Raw genomic sequence first — 17424 nt, forward strand, 5'->3', positions numbered from 1 at the left:
GGCTAGCAAGTAAGGGAGCTCTTCGCAAGCTTCCTCCACAGGATGGATGTAAAATCTTAGAGAAGTCCTATAGGCTGTTTTTAGGGACGTTATCACAAGTGCCTTTCTTGTGATAGGTAGGACCGTTAGCCTATTGGACTGAACTTAGATTTTACCCATCCGAGGACCGAGAAGCTGGTGAAGAGCTCCCTTACTTGCGGCCCCTGAGAATACCCCCTATCCCTTTCCTTTTAGTAATATAATGTGTAAAACACCTCGATAAACTGAAATTTAAGATCTTTGATACCTATTTCATTTTGCATGATGTGGATACACATTACTTATGAAGCAGGTATTAAGCCAATAATTACATACATAAGAAGATTTAAAGAGAGTATGAAAACTCTCTTTATTTATTGTATTAAAAGTGTAGTAGGTGATTGAGGTTATTAAAATAGTAAATATTCAAGATGGCAGATAAACTAAGGGGATAGGGTCTAAGAAATAGAAAATTGTAATATAAGGGAAAACAAACTCCACATAGCAACTTGCTATGTGGAGTTTGTTTTATGAAAAGACCATACAAGGTAATTTGTGGATGGTAAGTAGTAATAAAGAATTGTAACGTTTATGTCACATAACCCCATTATTATTTCAGTTGTCATTAAATGATCAAACAAAGAAAAATGATTTTAGCACAACTTTAAAATAAAAATATATAAATAGGGTGGGAATTTAATATGCGATTACAAAAATTAAATAAAAAAGAAATATGCCTGATAGTAACGCTATTAGGTATTACCTTGATGGTAGGTTCTATTAAGATACACGGAAAGTCAAATGAAAATATAAACAAAAGTATAAACAATGCATCCAATAACAGCGTTAGTAGTCTATTAGACGGAAAAACAATTGTAATTGACCCAGGACATGGAGGAAGTGATGCAGGAGCAGCACGTGAAGGGATTACTGAAAAGGATATTAATCTATCAATTGCATTAAAAGTTCAGCAGCTACTACAGGAAAAAGGTGTTAACGTGGTGATGACAAGAGTAAATGATACAAAGGTATCGTTGGAAACAAGAGTACAGATGAGTAATGATAGCAAAGCAGATTTATTTGTATCAATCCATCAAAATGCACTAGAGGATCATGTAACCTATGGTATTGAAACATGGTTTGAAAAGACTAGTCCAGAAAGTAAGAAATTAGCTGAAGTAGTGCAATCAAGCGTTTCAGAATCAACAAATGGAAAAGATAGAGGAACAAAATCTAGACATTCCTTATATGTGCTTCAAAATACAAAGGCACCGGCTGTTTTAGTAGAATGTGGTTTCATTAGCAGCGATGCTGAGAGAAGTCTACTACAAGATGATACGTATCAGGATGCCATTGCAGAAGGTATTGTAAAAGGAATCGAGAAGTATTTTTTAGTATAGTACATGAAAAGACATAAGTAAAAGGTTAAGGATTATATTTTGAGTAGAAAGTAAGGTAATAGTTAATGAAAAACATGCAACTAGTAGCAGTAGTAAGTTATCTGTATATCAAAGGTAGTATTCACCGAAATCAGAAGCATGTAGCTACATTATTTAATGAGATAAGTGAAATGAAAAGCAAGGTTTTATCTTTAAGGCAATGACAGAAGAAACACCATTAGTACAGTTTAAATAAAAAGGGAAAGAATAATAATATGAAAACACGTAGTAGAGGAAAAAGAATAGGTCTTATTTTAGTGGCTATCACCCTACTATTTTTTAGCTATATGACTTGGATTGAGAGATCCTTGTTAATCAATAAGAACATTTCTGTTTCAGTTAAGGGTGATGGAAACCATAAGCTTCGTATTGTCCAGTTTTCAGATACTCATATAGGAGATTTTTTTGAGGTAGAGCAACTAAAAAAGGTAGTTGATAAAATTAATAAACAGTCACCAGACCTTGTATTTTTCACAGGGGATTTATTTGATATTATGGAGGAATACGAGAAAATAGATGGTGTCATGATGAGGCATGAGAAGCTTGATGAAGTGATGATGGAATTAAGTAAAATAGAAGCCACTATGGGAAAATTTGCTGTTATGGGGAATAGAGATTACCAAAGAGGAGTAGATTTTTTTAAAGAAAAGATGGCAATGGGTGGATTTACCATTTTAGAAGATGAGTCTGTTCAGTTATCTTATGAAGGTGAAACGATTTCTATTTTTGGATTAAGTGGACTTATGATGGATTATTCCAAAGCTAATAAAACAGTTGGAGAAATAAATGAAGACCATATTAATTTATTGCTCATGCATGAACCAGATTTAATGAATGCGTGCATCTCATATCCTATCGACTTAGCGTTTGCAGGGCATAGTCATGGGGGACAGGTCTTAGTGCCATTCGTAGGACCTATCATAACGACTAATTACTGTGAAGATTATTTTAAAGGGAAATATACTTTAGAAAATGCAAGAAACACAACTTTCTACGTAAGTTCTGGTATAGGTAATACAAAGGTGCCATTTCGTCTAGGTAATATCCCTGAAATAGTCACTTTTGATATTGCCTTTTAAGTCTATAAATAGCAGTAGAATAACTAAATTAGCAGAATGATAATATGATCATGTAACGTTATTGTCACATAGTACTTGTACAATATAGTTGTTGGTTAAACTTAAACCAATAAGAAAAACTGTAAAGAGGCGTCATTCTGCTAGTACATAAATAGGGAATAATGACGAATGTAAAAAGTGTAAAGGGTGTAAAAAATAGAAGATAGTAAGGTGAAAATATAATAAAGAAAGCTTAGGATAGAAAACACTAAATGAGTAATCATAAATAGGGATAATAAGAGGAGGATTTATAGCATGAAAAGGAATCTGTTGATTATAGAAGACGATATACAAATTAGAAGAATGATAAAAATGTATTTTGAAGATGAAAACTATAATTGTTTTGAAGCAGAGAACGGAAGAATGGGGATAATGCTATTTCAGACCGAAAATATTGATCTTGTATTCCTAGATATTATGATGCCAGAGCTAGATGGTTTGCAAGTATGCCGAATAATCCGTGAAACCTCAGATGTACCCATTATTATGATTACTGCAAAGTCTCAAGAAGAAGATAAATTAAGAGGATTTGAATATGGAATAGATGAATATGTGACCAAGCCATTTAGTTTAAAAGTATTAGCTGCAAGGGCAGAGGCAATGATGAAACGTGTTAGGGGCAATGTAAGTAAGAGTAGCAGTATTTTTGAGATGGGCGAGTTAAAAGTCAATAAAGAAACTAGCCAGGTGCAAATTGGAAATGAGCCTATTTATCTAACGAAAAAAGAATATGATTTGCTGATACTATTAATTGAAAATGAAGGCATTGTCCTATCAAAACAACAGATTTTAGATAAGGTTTGGGGATATGAGTATGAAGGAGATCCTAGAACAGTAGATACACATATAAGAAGATTAAGAGACAAATTAAAAGAGTATCAAGGACTAATAAAAACATTTAGAGGAAGAGGCTACAGTTTAGAAAATAAGTGGCCACTAGAAAATCATGAGTAGAGAAAGAAAAAAACTATTTCATGGCAAAATTACACTCAAATTATCTCTATTAATTTCTACCATGTTTGTGATTTTATTAGGAATTATTATAGCAGCACAGTTCTTGTACTTTAATAGGGTGTATTTGACTACAGAGTATACAAAACAAAAAGAAAAGAAACTAAGTGATCAAGGTAGGGATTTTTTTATTGATCATGGAATAGACTTGGTCAATAGTAATCAAAACAACATGTTAGATGCATTAAATAAATATTCAAGTAAAAACAGTGTATACAGTATGTTAGTAGGAAACGATGGAGAAGTTATTTGTAGGGGAAGTACTATAGATGAGTTAAAACCAGGGTATATTGAGGATATTCAAAAACAAATTAGAGGGCTTGTGTTTGAAGATGATATTTCAAAAAGCTTTCGAATTAACACGAGGTATGGCTTACCAACACGTTATATCGCAGTTGTATATGGGAGAGAGTTCTATCCTTTGAAACCTATATATCTTGTTTCTATTATTAAGGAAGTCTACACAAGTGAGAATTACTTATTATTGACGAAGTTTAGTTTATATCTTTTACTTTTGGTTTTAGTATTAGGTGTTATTGCCGCCTATGTGTTTTCGTACTATATTACAAAACCAGTACTTGAGATTATGGATAGTGCTTCTCGTATAGCCAAGCTAGACTTTTCAAAGAAGTGTGAGTATAAGAAAAGTGATGAGTTAGGTGTACTGGCACAGAACTTAAATGATATGTCGGATATACTAGATACGACTATTACACAATTAGAGAAGGCCAATGAAAGATTAGAGGAAGATATAAACTTGCAAAAAGCATTTGTTGCCGATGTATCCCATGAATTTAAGACACCTTTAACCATTATTAGAGGATTTATAGAAATCCTATTAGATAAGAAGGTAGATAAAGCAGTACAAGAGGACATGCTAAATACCATAACCAATGAAGTAGATCGCATGGATAAATTAGTGTATGATTTGTTGAAGTTATCAAAACTTGAATCCCAAGGAGCTTTAATGTGCAAGAAAAGCATTGATTGTACTGAGATGTTAGAGAATGTGGCAAGTGGGTATAAGGTGCTCATGCAAAATAAAGGCATTGTATTTTTACAGGAATATGATTCACAAATAGGCAATATGATGGCCGATCAATATAGCATAGAACAAGTCATACGTAATTTTATTTCAAATGCAATGACACATACACAACCACAAAAGAAAGTTATTCTTTCAGCTAAGCATCATAACGGGTATGTTAGAATTGCTGTGTTTAATGAGGGTCAGCCCATTGAAGCGGTGGAATTAGATAAAATTTGGAATAAATTCTACCGAATAGATAAAGCAAGAAGTAGGGAAACGGGAGGAACAGGATTAGGATTATCCATATGTAAAAGAATTTTAGAATTACATGGATATCATTATGGCGTGATGAATGTAGATAATGGTGTTGTCTTCTACTTTGATGCAGAGATTATATAAAAATGTAATATTAATGTCACGGAGCATGGGTATCATTTGATGAGTTATTAAATGATACCCATGCTTTTTTGTGTACCATTTTTTAAGAGAATTTAAAAATGTAACATTAATGTCACATAGCACAGGTATGATTAAGCCTGTCATAAATGATAGTCATACTTTGTTTGTAAACATGTTTAAAATAGGATGGCTATTCCGTGCATAATGGATAAAAAAAAGTAGTATAAGCGTATAAAGTGTAAGAAATAGAGCGTTGTAAGGTAATAGATTTAGAATCTAGAAAATGATGTTTCGTTAAAATAAAAATAAGTTAGGAGAGATAAAATGAATAGACATTTATATAGAGTTTTAGCAGGAGTTATGATAGGCGTAAGTGCAGTATCCATGACAGCTTGTAGAGGAAGCAAAAGTGAAAGTAACGTAGGAGGTATAAGCGCACCTAATAATCAGGAAGTGGTAATGGGTAAATATGTAGAAAAAGCCATAGAGCTTCCAAAAGATATGGTATCTATGGTTAAGTGTATAAACAATGCAGATGGAGCGATGACAGTTTATGGTTATAATAAGTCAAATAAGTTTTCAGTTTACACTTCTCAAAATGGGGAAACATGGACTGAAAGTAAAACAGCATGGGCTGACAAAGTAGGAAATCAACTTATTCAAGATATTATAGAAGATCAAGATGGTACAGTGTATCTATCTTTCGTAGGTGGAAACGATGGCCAAGGAGAAACGCGTATTAAAAAGGCAAAAGCAGATGGTACAGTAGAAGATATCAAGATTCAAGATAACCTAGAGATTATTTTACAGATGGAGGCTTTACCAAATGGGGACATTGTAGTAGCAACTTATGAAAGTGTTACAAGGTATAGTGGTGTAGATGGTAAAAGACTTGTAGAATATGGTGGTCAATATGGTTTTACAGTAATAGGAGATAAGATAGCAGTATTAGATGGTACTGGCAGTAGCGTTGTATTCTGTAACCTTGAAACTGGAAAAGAAGAGGAAGTATTAGCATATCAAGGGTTAGATATGGGTAATAAGATTATTTCAGATGAAGAAGGTAATGTTTATCTTGTTAATCATTCAGGTATTAATAAATGGGTTAAGGAGAGCGAAACTTGGGAAACGATTGTAGAAGCAAGTAATAATGCATTTGGAGACCCAGTTTTAATGATAACTGCAGCTAGTATTGATCAAGAAGGATTTAATATCACATTTCAAGATATGTCAGGTAAAGCACAAGTATTTAAATATACTTATGACCCTAATATGCCAAACCGTGCAACAACAGAACTCACTTTATATATGCTAGAGGATGATGAGCTAGTGAGAAAGGCTATCGTAGAATATCAACGTCAAAATCCAGAAGTTGCCATCAATATTCAACTAGGACTAGGTAATGATGAGACAGGTGTTGTTAAAGAAGATGCCATTCGTACCTTAAATACAGAATTACTAGCAGGTAAAGGACCGGATATTATTCTCTTAGATGGACTGCCAATAGAATCTTATATAGAGAAAGGTGTTCTATTAGATATGAATGATATCATAGCACCAATGTTAGATAGTAAAGAATTACTTACTAATGTTGTAAAACCTTATTATGAAGAGGATAAGATTTATGGGGTGCCAACAAGGTTTACAGTACCACTCATGTGGGGAGATGAAGCATTATTAAAAGAAGCGAGTTCTGTAGAAGAATTAGCACAGTGGGCAGAAGCAAACCCAGATAAGGAAGTACTATATAGCACATCACCACAAAGATTAATAGAGGAGTTTTATGGCGTGAGTGCTATGAATTGGTTGGATGAAAATGGACAAATCAAACCTGAAGAGTTTAAGACATTCTTAGAAGCCATTAATACCTTAGCAGATCAAGAGGCAAAAAGTAATTTAACGCCAATGGAAGAATCAGATATGAATTATTATGCTAGAGAGTATATGGCCTATGGAGACACCATGTTAGCTACTCAAGATATGCAAGGATTTAGTTGGTTAAATAACTATTATTCTGCAATTACTCAAAGAACAAATGGAGACTACAAGCCATTACAGGTTAACAGGCAAGGTGTTTTCCGTGGAAAAGGAGTAATTGGTATTAATAAGAATAGTAAAAACTTAGAAGTAGCTAAAGAAATTGTAAAAATAGCATTGGGAGAAGAAGTACAAAAAACCGAGTTATTTGAGAATGGCTTCGTAGTCAATACAAAGGCCTTTGAAAATCAAAAAAATGAAGGAATTAAAGGAACAGTAATTGCGGGGCAAACAACACCAGAGGAAAGACCAATTAAATACCTACAAGCAGGAAAAGAGGAATATGAAAAAATGGCTCAAGTACTGCAAAGTGTCACACAACCAGCTTACGAAGATGAAATATTGCTTGAAATGATAATAGAAGAGACAAAGGGGTACTTCGATGGAACTAAGACTGCAGAAGAAGCAACGCAAGCAGTTGCACAAAGAACCAAAGCATATCTCTCAGAATAAACCAAAGAGTGATTTAAAGATTGCATTATGTTTTATATTACCCAGTTTAATAGGAGTAGGGATTTTTATCCTTATTCCTTTTCTGGATGTTATTAGAAGATCTTTTTGTGGCGCCATGAATGGCCAGTTTGTAGGGGCCAACAATTATATTACCGTTTTTAATAATGAAGCTTTTAAATTAGCTAGTAAAAATACGATTAAATTTATAGTGGTATGTATTCCTCTACTTATTGTGATTTCGTTGGCACTAGCGTTATTAGTTAATAGTTTAAAGAAAAAGAATGAAATTTTTAAAAGTATGTTTTTACTACCTATGGCAATTCCTGTGGCATCGGTCGTACTTTTATGGCAGGTTATATTTAATAAAAATGGACTTTTAAGCGCTGGAATTGAAAAATTAGGTATGGCACCTATCGATTGGATGAATTCTGATTGGGCATTTTGGATTTTAGTAGCAAGTTATTTGTGGCGTAATGTGGGCTATAATATGGTATTTTGGCTGGCAGGACTAACTACTTTATCTGAATCCGTAGATGAAGCAGCTATGGTGGATGGGGCAAATGGATGGCAGAGACTCACCAGGATAACACTGCCTCAGCTTATTCCTAACTTATTTACCATCACTGTACTTTCATTATTAAATTCATTTAAGGTTTTCAGAGAAGCTTATTTAATTGCAGGTCAATATCCACATGATAGTATGTACATGTTACAGCATTTATTTAATAACTGGTTCATGTCCTTAGATATCGATAAACTTTCAGCAGCAGCAACAGTAGTAGCTAGTGTGATTTTGGTGCTTATCTTGTTCTTACAGAAAACATGGGAAAGTGAGGACTAGGAATGAAGAGAAAAGTAACATTAATAATTCTAGCAATTCTAAGTGTAGTAGCCTGGCTTCCCTTATGGTTACTGATTAGTGGGTCATTTATGCCCGTAGATGAGATTAATAGTACGCTAGGACCGGTATTAAATGAGACAGAAGGTTTTGCAAGATGGCCACTATTTCCGCAGTATCTAGATGTGAGGCCTTATGTACAACTTTTACTAGACTCACCAGAGTTTTTCAAGATGTTTTGGAATTCTCTAGGGATGGTTATTCCTATTTTAATAGGACAACTTTTATTAGGGATGCCAGCAGCTTGGGCATTTGCAAGATTTAAGTTTTCAGGCAAAAAGATTTTATTTACTATTTATATAGCGCTTATGTTAATGCCATTCCAAGTAACAATGGTACCTAACTATTTAGTGTTAGATAAGATGCAATTATTAAATACAAGGTGGTCAATCATCTTACCAGCAGCTTGTTCTACATTTCCTATTTTTATTATGTATCGCTTTTTTAAAGCAATTCCAAAGGAAATGATAGAGGCGATTGCTATAGATGGTGCCGGACCTTTTAGAACTTATATATATATAGGCTTGCCACTGGGGGCACCTGGTATTATTTCAGCTCTTGTACTAGGCTTCCTAGAGTATTGGAATATGATAGAACAGCCACTTACCTTTATTAAAGACCAGTCATTATGGCCATTATCGTTATATTTACCTAATATTACTACAGATAATTTAGGAATAGCTATTGTGGCATCAGTGATTATGTTGATTCCAGCCATTCTTATATTCCTATGGGGTCAAACTTATCTTGAGAGCGGAATTAGTGTAGGAGGACTTAAGGAATAATGGGAGAAAGGAGAGCATCATGCAAATAAGTGTAAAAGAGATACTAAAGAAAAAACTTCCTGAGAAAAAAGATGAAACCAGTAAACGTCAGCAGGTTGCTTTAAAAGCATTAGTAGGTTTTTTAGTGATTATGATAGCTTTAACTGCTTTGTCTAGATTTGCAGATTCTATCATCATACCTAAAGTAACCGTAACCAATGCAAAAAGTGGTCGTGTAAAGCATACGTCTGAATTTGCAGGAACAATAGTCACTAAAGAGGATGTAGAAATTGAAGCTAAAGAAGGACTAACTATTGAGGAAATCTTTGTAGAGGAAGGTCAACAAGTTAATCAAGGTGAACAGCTCATTAAGCTTGATGTGGAAGAATTAGAGAGTCAGATTAAATCAATTGAAGTAGACCTTGCGAAAATGAAGATTCAAAAGCAACAGTTGGCACTCAAAGATCCAACTAGTGGAAATAGTGACTTAGTAGCAGAAGCAAAAGCGGAAGTAGAACGCCTTAAAGAAGATAAGGCGTTTGAAATACAACAAATAGATGAAAAAATGAAACGTATGGAAGATGAAATTGTAGAAGCTAAAAAAGCATTGGAGGAGGCAGAGGCAAACTTTGAAAGTTTCATGGCAAGTAATTTAGAAAAACAGATTGCCGAGACAAAAGAAGAAGTAGAAGCTGCTAAAAAGAATGTTGAGAAACAGCAATATGAACAACAGAAAGCTTTGAGACGTGCAGAACAAGCTATAGAAGAAGTTAGAAAGCAATTATGGGTTGCAGAAGGGGACACAACTATGCTATGGGAACAGTTAAAACGTGCTCAGATGGAATATGAAATTACTAAGGAAGACTGGAAGCGCAATGTTCAAGAAGCTGAGGAGGAGCTTGCTAAGGCAGAAGAAAAGCTTAAGAAGCTTGAAAATGGAGAAGTGGACCAGTCCATATTAGACGCAGAGCAAAGCAAAATAAGTGTAGCCAAAGAGACAGTAAAATCTAAACAAAAAGAATTAGAAGATGCACGTTATAATAAAGAACAAAGTATCGTGCGATATGATAGAAATATAGCAGATGCAGAGCAAAAAGTGATTGAAGCACAGGAAGAAAGTGCAAAAAATAGTGAACAACAATCAAAAGAAGAGTTAAATAATAGCCTAGATCAGCAATCACTAGAAGTAGATATTCGTGCTAAAGAAGATGAGCTTACGAAGCTTAAAGAGATAAAAGAGTCTAACAGTATACTAGTAGCACCGGTATCTGGAACAGTAAATATCATTAATGTTAAAAAAGGTGAAAAAACATCTAGTGATATATTGATGACTCTACTTTCAGATGCTACTCAATATATCTTCGAAGCAGAAGTAAAGAATGAGGATATCAAGACAGTAAAAGTAGAGGATCAAGTTGAGATTATATTAGATGGTGAAAGCGATGCCATTGAAGGTGAGACCGTTATTAATCGTATAATTCATTTACGAGGAGAGAAACTGGGAAGTAGCAAAATAATGGTTAACATTAAAGAAGGTATTGCAGGAACAAATGGAAGAATGGTTATTGAAAAAGAATCTGAGCGCTATGATTATATTGTTCCAGAATCAGCCATCTATGAAGATGGTCAAGGAAAATATGTGTTAGTAGCCAAATCACAGGTAACAACTCTTGGTGAACAGATGGTGGTTGAACGAGTAGGTGTGACAGTGCTTGATAAGAATGGTGAAGTAGCAGGTATACAAGGTACTTTTAGTGGAAAAGACCAGATCATTACCAAAACTAACAAACCTATTAAAGCAGGCGATAGGGTTCGTCTGCTAGAACAATGAGAGGCGAGAAAAAGCGCGTAGCTATTTTTGGTGTTATAGTATTTTTAGCCTTATTTATATGGAGTATAGGTATAGCAAACGCGCAAAAAATAGAACATTTAAAAGATAGTATAGAGTTACGTTATACGAAGCCAACACTTACTTTAGAGAAGCTTACAAAAATACAAGAGAGTGAAAGTAACCATAATCAGCCACTAATCAATCAGCTCATAGCTTGGGAACAAGTAGATGAGGTACAGATAAAAAATGAAGAACTGAATAAAAGTATAGGGGCTACCATGCTCTATGTATTTGGTGATATCAAAGAGCTTATTGGTAAAAATCAAATAGCAGGAGATTTTCCTTATCAAGGAGATGAGGAAGGCGCTCTAATTACTAGTAAAGTGGCCTATGATTTATGGGGAAACTTAGATGTAATCAATAAAACCTTTGACTACAATGGTAATAGCTATAAAGTGAGAGGGATTATAGAAGATAATGAGCCAGCTATTCTTAGGCAGCTTAGCGAAGATGTAGCAGAAGAGGTTCAGATGAGTGGGCTGAGAGTTAAGTTTATAGAGACAGAAAATATTCCCGGTGAACTAAGAAGTTTTCTACTACGTTATGAATTAGAAGATGCTATAGTAATGAATCTATCTTTAATGAGTATTTTATGGAATCAAATCATTTATATGCCTATATGGATTCTAGGCATATGGGGGATTATAAAGCTTTTAAGGGTATTCAATAAAACCTATCGTTACTGGGTAGCTGCGATCATCTTAATGGTAATCATAAGTGTTATAGATTGGGTGATTCTAAGATTTATGGCTATTCCACTGAATATCCCATCTTACTTGCTACCAAATCAATGGTCTGATTTTGAATTTTGGTCAACGCTTTGGAATGATTTAAAGAGTAATTATATAGAGATAGAAAGTTTACCGAAATACCTTCCCGATATATGGAGGGGAGCAACTATAAAATGTGTTATAAGCTTTTGGCTTATAAGTAGTGGTATAACAATCTGGGGATTAAGAAAGATTACTATACGAGATAGTAGTGAGTTATTTTGGAAAACACTTATCGCTATAGTTTCAAGTTTTATAGCTATTATGGTAGGTTATGCATTAGGGATGACGGCTATTATGCCACAAGCATTTTGGACAGCCCTGCCTATATTTATGGTAATCTACTATATAAGTGATAGGTGGATAAAAATGCTAGAAAGCTAAGATATGAATTAGATAATAATACTATATAATTAACAATTCATAGAGCATTATTGTTGTGACATGAAAAATGATTAAGGCTTGTGATAAAACAACATATATGCCTTAAACTCACATAATAATTTAATAAACTGTACAATCTAACCTTATAAATATTTGGGAGGTTGGAAATGAAGAATTTTTTTATTAAATTACTCTTATCTATTACATTATCTTTGGTTACGATCTTTAATCCTATTATGACAAATGCCAGTTCTATCAGTAGCTTGCCTAATGTTCCCTCGGCTCAACATAAACAGATAATTCAGGGCTTTATCGGTGAATTAAATACACTACAGAATCGAATATATAATCTTACTCAATTTTTTGGAGGAAATGAGCCTATTACATCAAGTAATTATACCGCTACTATACAATCCATTAATGAAGATCTTTCCAACTTAAATAAAAAGATTGATAGTTATTATAAAACAGTTCCCACGTTTAGTGAAGAAAATAGAGAAGTTTTACTACTTTTTAATGCATTTAATTTTTCTAAAGATGGCTTATATACTCTTAGTCTTTTGAACGATACAACTTCTACAGTAGAAAAAATTCAACTACTGGATCGATACTTTCAAGCTAGGCTGTCTGCTATTGATGCCATTAATCTTTTGAAAGATCTTTTATCGAGTTATTAATGATAAATGAATGATGCTAGCCTAAACTTCAAATATATAGAATACAGATTAAAGTAGGCAGATAAAAATCAAAAAATACCCCAACAGCATTATGTATTATGCTATAATAAAACTATAAAACAATATACTTTATACGAGACCTCTTGAAGTAAGACAACATGCTTAACTTAGAGAGGTTTTATTTTGAGGGGAGGCAATATATGAAATTAGCCATCTTTGACTTTGATGGGACTCTATTTCCTAAACAAACGATTCCTTATTTAATGAAGAGTTATATAAAGTTAGGTTATAGCAAGGCAAGGTATGCTATCTTTTTATGCAAAACACTTAGAGCTATTGCAAAGTATAAATTACCCTTTGATAAAAAGTATGGTAAAGAGCAGTTTCGTAGAGAAGCTACCGTGTATTTTATTCAATTATTTAATAAACAAAAGCCTACGGTAGTAGTAGAGTTTTTTCACCAAGTGATTCCGCAGATGATTAAGGATTTAAATCCCATGGTGGTGGAAGAAGTGAGACAAGCTAAAGCAAGGGGAGAAAAATGCGTACTACTATCAGGATGCTATACGGATATATTAAAAGGAATAGCAGAGGTATTAGGGATAGATTATGTTATTGGTACAGATATTGAGTGGGAAAATATTTCGAATGGGAAACGAGTGATAAAAGATTTAGATATCTCTACAGGGCCTAAAAAAGTAGAAAGATTACTGGAAAGCATGAAAGATAAAGAGATAGATTGGAACTCTAGTAGGGCTTATGGTGATAGTGAATATGATCGTTATATTTTAGAAATAGTAGGCAATCCTATTGCAGTTAATCCAGATGAGCTGCTTAGGAAGTTAGCAGAAGAAAAAAGATGGGAAATTTTAACTAATTAGTTGAGCAATTATATAGCATCTCTTAGAGCATGACAAAACGTTAAACTTTAAGAGATTTTTTATTTAATCATATTTATAAATCTACATAAAGGGGTGAAATAATGTATAGTGTAGAAGAGCTAATTTTTGGTTGTCCAGTAGAGGCATTATCTAATATATTAGGTAAGAAATGGGTTGCAGTGATTATATGGACACTCCAAGAGCGTCAATTGCGATTTGGGGAGCTTCAGCGTGAAGTAGAAGGGTGTACTAAGAAAATGCTAACACAGCAGCTAGATTTGTTAGTACATCATGGCATTATTATTAATGAGAAAACAAGTGAAAATAATATGGTTACTTCTATTTATTATTTAAGTGGTGCAGGTCTTGCACTCATTCCTATTATGGAGAAAATGATTTACTGGAGCAATCAAAACTTAATTTGTGAAAAATAGAGGTTACAAAAAAGTGCCTAATTGAGAAGATAAGCTTTTCTTGGTACGCTAGAAGTAGAAGTTATGTCATTGGGATAGATTTTAAAATTTAAGGATAAAGGAGTCAGATAATGAAAGAATTTAATTTAGTGATTGTGTTTATTGAAGGACTTTTTTCTTTCTTTTCACCCTGCATATTACCTGTTCTACCCATTTACTTAAGTATTTTATCGAATAGTAGTATAGCAAAGCTAGAGAGTGGTGAAACCAAATTTACTAATAGTGCCCTATTTAAAAATACCTTAGGTTTTGTGTTAGGGATTTCTGCTACTTTCTTTTTATTAGGTTCATCTATTAATGTATTAAGTACATTCTTTTCAGCCTATAAAGAAGTCATTACTCTAGTAGGAGGCATTATTATTATTTTTATGGGTTTATTTTATGTAGATTTTATTCAGGTGAAATGGATGAACAGAGAAAAAAGATTTCATATGCAAGTCTCAGAAATGAAGGGCATTACTTCCTTTATACTTGGTTTTACCTTTAGTTTTGGATGGACACCTTGCATTGGGCCTATGCTAGCTTCTGTATTAATCATGTCTTCTACGGCAACAAGTAGGCTTATGGCAACTTGGCTAATTGCTATCTATACTTTAGGCTTCATTATTCCTTTTATTGTATTAGCCTTGTTTTATGATAAGCTTTTTAAACAGTTAGAGCAAATAAAGAAGCATATGGGACTTATTAAAAAGCTAGGAGGGATTATACTTATTATAGCTGGGGTACTAATGGCCTTTAGCGGTCTTAGGGACATTAATAGAAGCAAGATAATTGATAATCCACCAAGTCAACAAGAAGAAATAGTGAATAATGAAGAGAATACAGAAGAAGTAAAAGTGAAAGCTATTGACTTTACCTTGTATGATCAATATGGAAATAAGCATCAACTTAGTGAGTATGAAGGAAAAACGGTTTTTTTAAACTTTTGGGCAACTTGGTGTACTTATTGTATTAAAGAAATGCCTTATATTGAGGAATTATATAAAGAATATGGGGAAAACAAAGAGGATGTTGTTATTTTAGGCGTAGCTGCTCCTAATTTGGGAAGGGAAGTAAGTGAAGAACGTATTACTCAATTTTTAGCAGATGCAGGCCATACCTTCCCAGTAGTCTATGATAATGATGGAAGCACCCTTTATCAGTATGGTATTAATTCTTTCCCTAATACCTTTATTATAGATAAGGAAGGTTATATCCAGCTTTATGCACCAGGAGCCATGGATAAAGAAACCATGAGAGAAATAATAGAGAAGGCACGATAAAAAATCCGCTTAGAGTTTGGAAATTAACTCTAAGCGGATTTTTTTGATGAAGCTATGACTGGGAAGAAGGATTAAGTTGTTTAGTAGGACTTAAGGTTTTAATATGGGCAAGTTCTTTACTAATGAGTAGCAGTGTCACACAAAAAGCTAATGTATCAGCTATAGGCGCTGCAAATAATATCCCATTAATTCCGTAGAAGAGTGGTAATACAAGAATAAGGGGGATTAAAAAGAGAACCTGCCTTGACAAAGATAAGAATACCCCTTTAATGGCTTTGCCAATGGCAGCAAAAAAGTTAGAAGAGATGATTTGTACCCCGTTAATAAACATCATAAATAAAAAGATTCTCATGAATTTAACTGCAAACTCAAAGTAGAGCTGATCTCCTGTTCCAAACAAGGAAATAACTTGTTTGGGAAAAAATTGAAAAGCAATAAAGCCTAAGGTGGAAACTATTAGACCAGAACTGACTGCAAGCTTATAGATACCTCGTACTCTATCATAATTTTTAGCACCATAGTTAAAGCTAATAATAGGCTGGGCCCCTTGAGAGATACCGACAAGAACAGATATTAAAATAGCATTTGTTTTCATCACAATACCGCTGCAAGCAAGAGGTATCTCGCTACCATAGATGGATTGAGAGCCATAATGGATAAGTGAGTTATTTAATACAATTTGTACAAAAGTAATAGCTAATTGGTTAAGACTGTTGCTCATTCCTAGAGAAGCAATTTTAAGACACTCTGGTATTTGAAGTTTAAAATGATGTTTTTTTAACTCAATATGTTTGAAACGACGAATATAACTAATAGCCATAAGAAAAGAAACAAGTTGTCCTATGATAGTAGCAAGTGCAGCACCGGCTATACCCATATCAAAGGTAAAAATAAAAATAGGATCAAGAACGGTATTAAGAATAGCCCCTACTAACATACAAATCATAGAAAATTTAGGACTTCCATCTGCCCTGGCTAAATTACTCATACCATTCGTAACAATAAGTAGTGGCATACCAATAGCCGTAATTTGCGTATAGACCTTAGCATAAGGCATAATATCGGGTGTGCTACCAAAAATGGTAAGTAATGGCTGTAAAAAAATTTCAATAAGAATAAAGTAAATGCCACCAAATAAAAACATCATACTAATAGCGTTCCCCACCGCTAGTGCAGCTTGTTCCTTTTTTTTAGCACCTAGGGCTAAGGAAAAACGCGCAGCACTCCCAATACCAATTAATAAAGCAATAGAAAGACAGATGGTGGTGAGTGGATAAGCAACATTGGTTGCTGCATTTCCAAGATATCCCACACCTTGTCCAATGAAAATTTGGTCAACAATATTATATAAAGAGCTTACTAACATGGCTATGATACTAGGGATGGCATAGCTTTTTAAAAGCTTAGGAAGTTTTTCATAGCCAAGAGGATTTTCACGTTTTATTTCATTCATAATGAGTTCCTTTCATGTGTTATTCATTTTCTAGTTCTATTTCCTGGGTTATCTCATAAATTGCTTTTTGACCAGCTTTGTTAAGAAAAGAAAAAAAGAGTTCTCTCTCTTCAAGAGAAAAATCTTGAAGAAGCTTTTCATACCAAGATTTTTGAATATAAAGGATTTGTTTATTTGCTTTCAGGGCTTTATCGGTAGGATATAAACAGCAGGTACGTTTATCCTTTTTAAGAGGTTCCTTTTTGATAAAGCCTGCTTTTTCCAAGGCAATGAGAGAACGTGTAATATTACTTGGATGAATATAAAAAAGTGTTACAAAACGGTCTTGTGTTATACCGGGCTCCTTGCATATTTTCATGATATACATATGCTGGCTACTATTAAGTCCAAGAGGAGCCAGTTGCCGATCTAAATGCATTTTGGTATAGCGATCAGTAATAGAAAGCCATTTTAAAAATTCCATAAA

At 33.8% G+C, this 17424-nt stretch carries 16 protein-coding genes; 14 read left to right on the plus strand and 2 right to left on the minus strand.

Translation table 11 applies throughout. The features are described from left to right. The first annotated feature begins 719 nt into the window (after nucleotides 1-719). The 14 genes from CS063_RS14330 to CS063_RS14390 all read left to right on the plus strand — a co-directional run bounded on the left by CS063_RS14330 (nucleotide 720) and on the right by CS063_RS14390 (nucleotide 15505). Nucleotides 720-1418, plus strand: coding sequence for an N-acetylmuramoyl-L-alanine amidase family protein (locus CS063_RS14330; protein ID WP_099450385.1), 699 nt, complete (start codon nucleotides 720-722; stop codon nucleotides 1416-1418). A 65-nt stretch (nucleotides 1419-1483) separates the two neighbouring features. Further along, on the plus strand, nucleotides 1484-1621 hold the full coding sequence (locus tag CS063_RS17710; protein WP_180270809.1) for a hypothetical protein: 138 nt from the start codon (nucleotides 1484-1486) through the stop codon (nucleotides 1619-1621). A 51-nt stretch (nucleotides 1622-1672) separates the two neighbouring features. Then, nucleotides 1673-2536: a metallophosphoesterase gene (locus tag CS063_RS14335; protein WP_099450386.1), complete on the plus strand. Its 864-nt coding sequence runs from the start codon at nucleotides 1673-1675 to the stop codon at nucleotides 2534-2536. Between the two features lie 294 nt (nucleotides 2537-2830). Further along, on the plus strand, nucleotides 2831-3529 hold the full coding sequence (locus CS063_RS14340) for a response regulator transcription factor (RefSeq protein WP_099450387.1): 699 nt from the start codon (nucleotides 2831-2833) through the stop codon (nucleotides 3527-3529). After that, nucleotides 3522-5015, plus strand: coding sequence for a HAMP domain-containing sensor histidine kinase (locus CS063_RS14345; RefSeq protein WP_099450388.1), 1494 nt, complete (start codon nucleotides 3522-3524; stop codon nucleotides 5013-5015). Before CS063_RS14340 ends, CS063_RS14345 begins: the two co-directional genes overlap by 8 nt. Before the next feature lie 324 nt (nucleotides 5016-5339). Next, nucleotides 5340-7505 (plus strand): ABC transporter substrate-binding protein, encoded by a 2166-nt coding sequence (locus tag CS063_RS14350; protein WP_099450389.1) that lies wholly within the window; start codon nucleotides 5340-5342, stop codon nucleotides 7503-7505. Then, entirely contained in the window at nucleotides 7435-8346 is a 912-nt protein-coding gene (locus CS063_RS14355) for a carbohydrate ABC transporter permease (RefSeq protein WP_099450390.1), read from the plus strand. Before CS063_RS14350 ends, CS063_RS14355 begins: the two co-directional genes overlap by 71 nt. Nucleotides 8347-8348: 2 nt before the next feature. Then, nucleotides 8349-9188: a carbohydrate ABC transporter permease gene (locus tag CS063_RS14360; RefSeq protein ID WP_099450391.1), complete on the plus strand. Its 840-nt coding sequence runs from the start codon at nucleotides 8349-8351 to the stop codon at nucleotides 9186-9188. 19 nt (nucleotides 9189-9207) lie between these two features. Next, a complete protein-coding gene (locus tag CS063_RS14365) occupies nucleotides 9208-10998 on the plus strand; it encodes an HlyD family efflux transporter periplasmic adaptor subunit (protein WP_099450392.1) in 1791 nt (596 codons plus the stop codon). After that, on the plus strand, nucleotides 10995-12212 hold the full coding sequence (locus CS063_RS14370) for an ABC transporter permease (RefSeq protein WP_099450393.1): 1218 nt from the start codon (nucleotides 10995-10997) through the stop codon (nucleotides 12210-12212). The genes CS063_RS14365 and CS063_RS14370 overlap by 4 nt, the downstream gene beginning before the upstream one ends. A 167-nt stretch (nucleotides 12213-12379) precedes the next feature. Then, on the plus strand, nucleotides 12380-12889 hold the full coding sequence (locus CS063_RS14375) for a hypothetical protein (protein WP_099450394.1): 510 nt from the start codon (nucleotides 12380-12382) through the stop codon (nucleotides 12887-12889). 200 nt (nucleotides 12890-13089) lie between these two features. After that, nucleotides 13090-13770 (plus strand): HAD family hydrolase, encoded by a 681-nt coding sequence (locus tag CS063_RS14380; protein ID WP_180270810.1) that lies wholly within the window; start codon nucleotides 13090-13092, stop codon nucleotides 13768-13770. A gap of 101 nt (nucleotides 13771-13871) precedes the next feature. Continuing rightward, nucleotides 13872-14204 (plus strand): winged helix-turn-helix transcriptional regulator, encoded by a 333-nt coding sequence (locus CS063_RS14385; RefSeq protein WP_099450396.1) that lies wholly within the window; start codon nucleotides 13872-13874, stop codon nucleotides 14202-14204. A gap of 110 nt (nucleotides 14205-14314) precedes the next feature. Beyond that, nucleotides 14315-15505 (plus strand): cytochrome c biogenesis protein/redoxin, encoded by a 1191-nt coding sequence (locus CS063_RS14390; protein WP_099450397.1) that lies wholly within the window; start codon nucleotides 14315-14317, stop codon nucleotides 15503-15505. Between the two features lie 52 nt (nucleotides 15506-15557). Here CS063_RS14390 and CS063_RS14395 read toward each other — a convergent pair whose 3' ends face one another. After that, a complete protein-coding gene (locus CS063_RS14395; RefSeq protein ID WP_099450398.1) occupies nucleotides 15558-16958 on the minus strand; it encodes an MATE family efflux transporter in 1401 nt (466 codons plus the stop codon). 19 nt (nucleotides 16959-16977) lie between these two features. Beyond that, on the minus strand, nucleotides 16978-17421 hold the full coding sequence (locus CS063_RS14400) for a MarR family winged helix-turn-helix transcriptional regulator (RefSeq protein WP_099450399.1): 444 nt from the start codon (nucleotides 17419-17421) through the stop codon (nucleotides 16978-16980). Nucleotides 17422-17424 lie beyond the last annotated feature (3 nt).

Source organism: Sporanaerobium hydrogeniformans (assembly GCF_002735925.1).
In the GTDB taxonomy this organism is placed as follows: Bacteria; Bacillota; Clostridia; order Lachnospirales; family Cellulosilyticaceae; genus Sporanaerobium; species Sporanaerobium hydrogeniformans.

Coding starts and splice junctions, on each gene's coding strand:
- CS063_RS14330 (WP_099450385.1), top strand. CDS start 720: ATGCGATTACAAAAATTAAATAAAAAAGAAATATGCCTGATAGTAACG.
- CS063_RS17710 (WP_180270809.1), top strand. CDS start 1,484: ATGAAAAACATGCAACTAGTAGCAGTAGTAAGTTATCTGTATATCAAA.
- CS063_RS14335 (WP_099450386.1), top strand. CDS start 1,673: ATGAAAACACGTAGTAGAGGAAAAAGAATAGGTCTTATTTTAGTGGCT.
- CS063_RS14340 (WP_099450387.1), top strand. CDS start 2,831: ATGAAAAGGAATCTGTTGATTATAGAAGACGATATACAAATTAGAAGA.
- CS063_RS14345 (WP_099450388.1), top strand. CDS start 3,522: ATGAGTAGAGAAAGAAAAAAACTATTTCATGGCAAAATTACACTCAAA.
- CS063_RS14350 (WP_099450389.1), top strand. CDS start 5,340: ATGAATAGACATTTATATAGAGTTTTAGCAGGAGTTATGATAGGCGTA.
- CS063_RS14355 (WP_099450390.1), top strand. CDS start 7,435: ATGGAACTAAGACTGCAGAAGAAGCAACGCAAGCAGTTGCACAAAGAA.
- CS063_RS14360 (WP_099450391.1), top strand. CDS start 8,349: ATGAAGAGAAAAGTAACATTAATAATTCTAGCAATTCTAAGTGTAGTA.
- CS063_RS14365 (WP_099450392.1), top strand. CDS start 9,208: ATGCAAATAAGTGTAAAAGAGATACTAAAGAAAAAACTTCCTGAGAAA.
- CS063_RS14370 (WP_099450393.1), top strand. CDS start 10,995: ATGAGAGGCGAGAAAAAGCGCGTAGCTATTTTTGGTGTTATAGTATTT.
- CS063_RS14375 (WP_099450394.1), top strand. CDS start 12,380: ATGAAGAATTTTTTTATTAAATTACTCTTATCTATTACATTATCTTTG.
- CS063_RS14380 (WP_180270810.1), top strand. CDS start 13,090: ATGAAATTAGCCATCTTTGACTTTGATGGGACTCTATTTCCTAAACAA.
- CS063_RS14385 (WP_099450396.1), top strand. CDS start 13,872: ATGTATAGTGTAGAAGAGCTAATTTTTGGTTGTCCAGTAGAGGCATTA.
- CS063_RS14390 (WP_099450397.1), top strand. CDS start 14,315: ATGAAAGAATTTAATTTAGTGATTGTGTTTATTGAAGGACTTTTTTCT.
- CS063_RS14395 (WP_099450398.1), bottom strand. CDS start 16,958: ATGAATGAAATAAAACGTGAAAATCCTCTTGGCTATGAAAAACTTCCT.
- CS063_RS14400 (WP_099450399.1), bottom strand. CDS start 17,421: ATGGAATTTTTAAAATGGCTTTCTATTACTGATCGCTATACCAAAATG.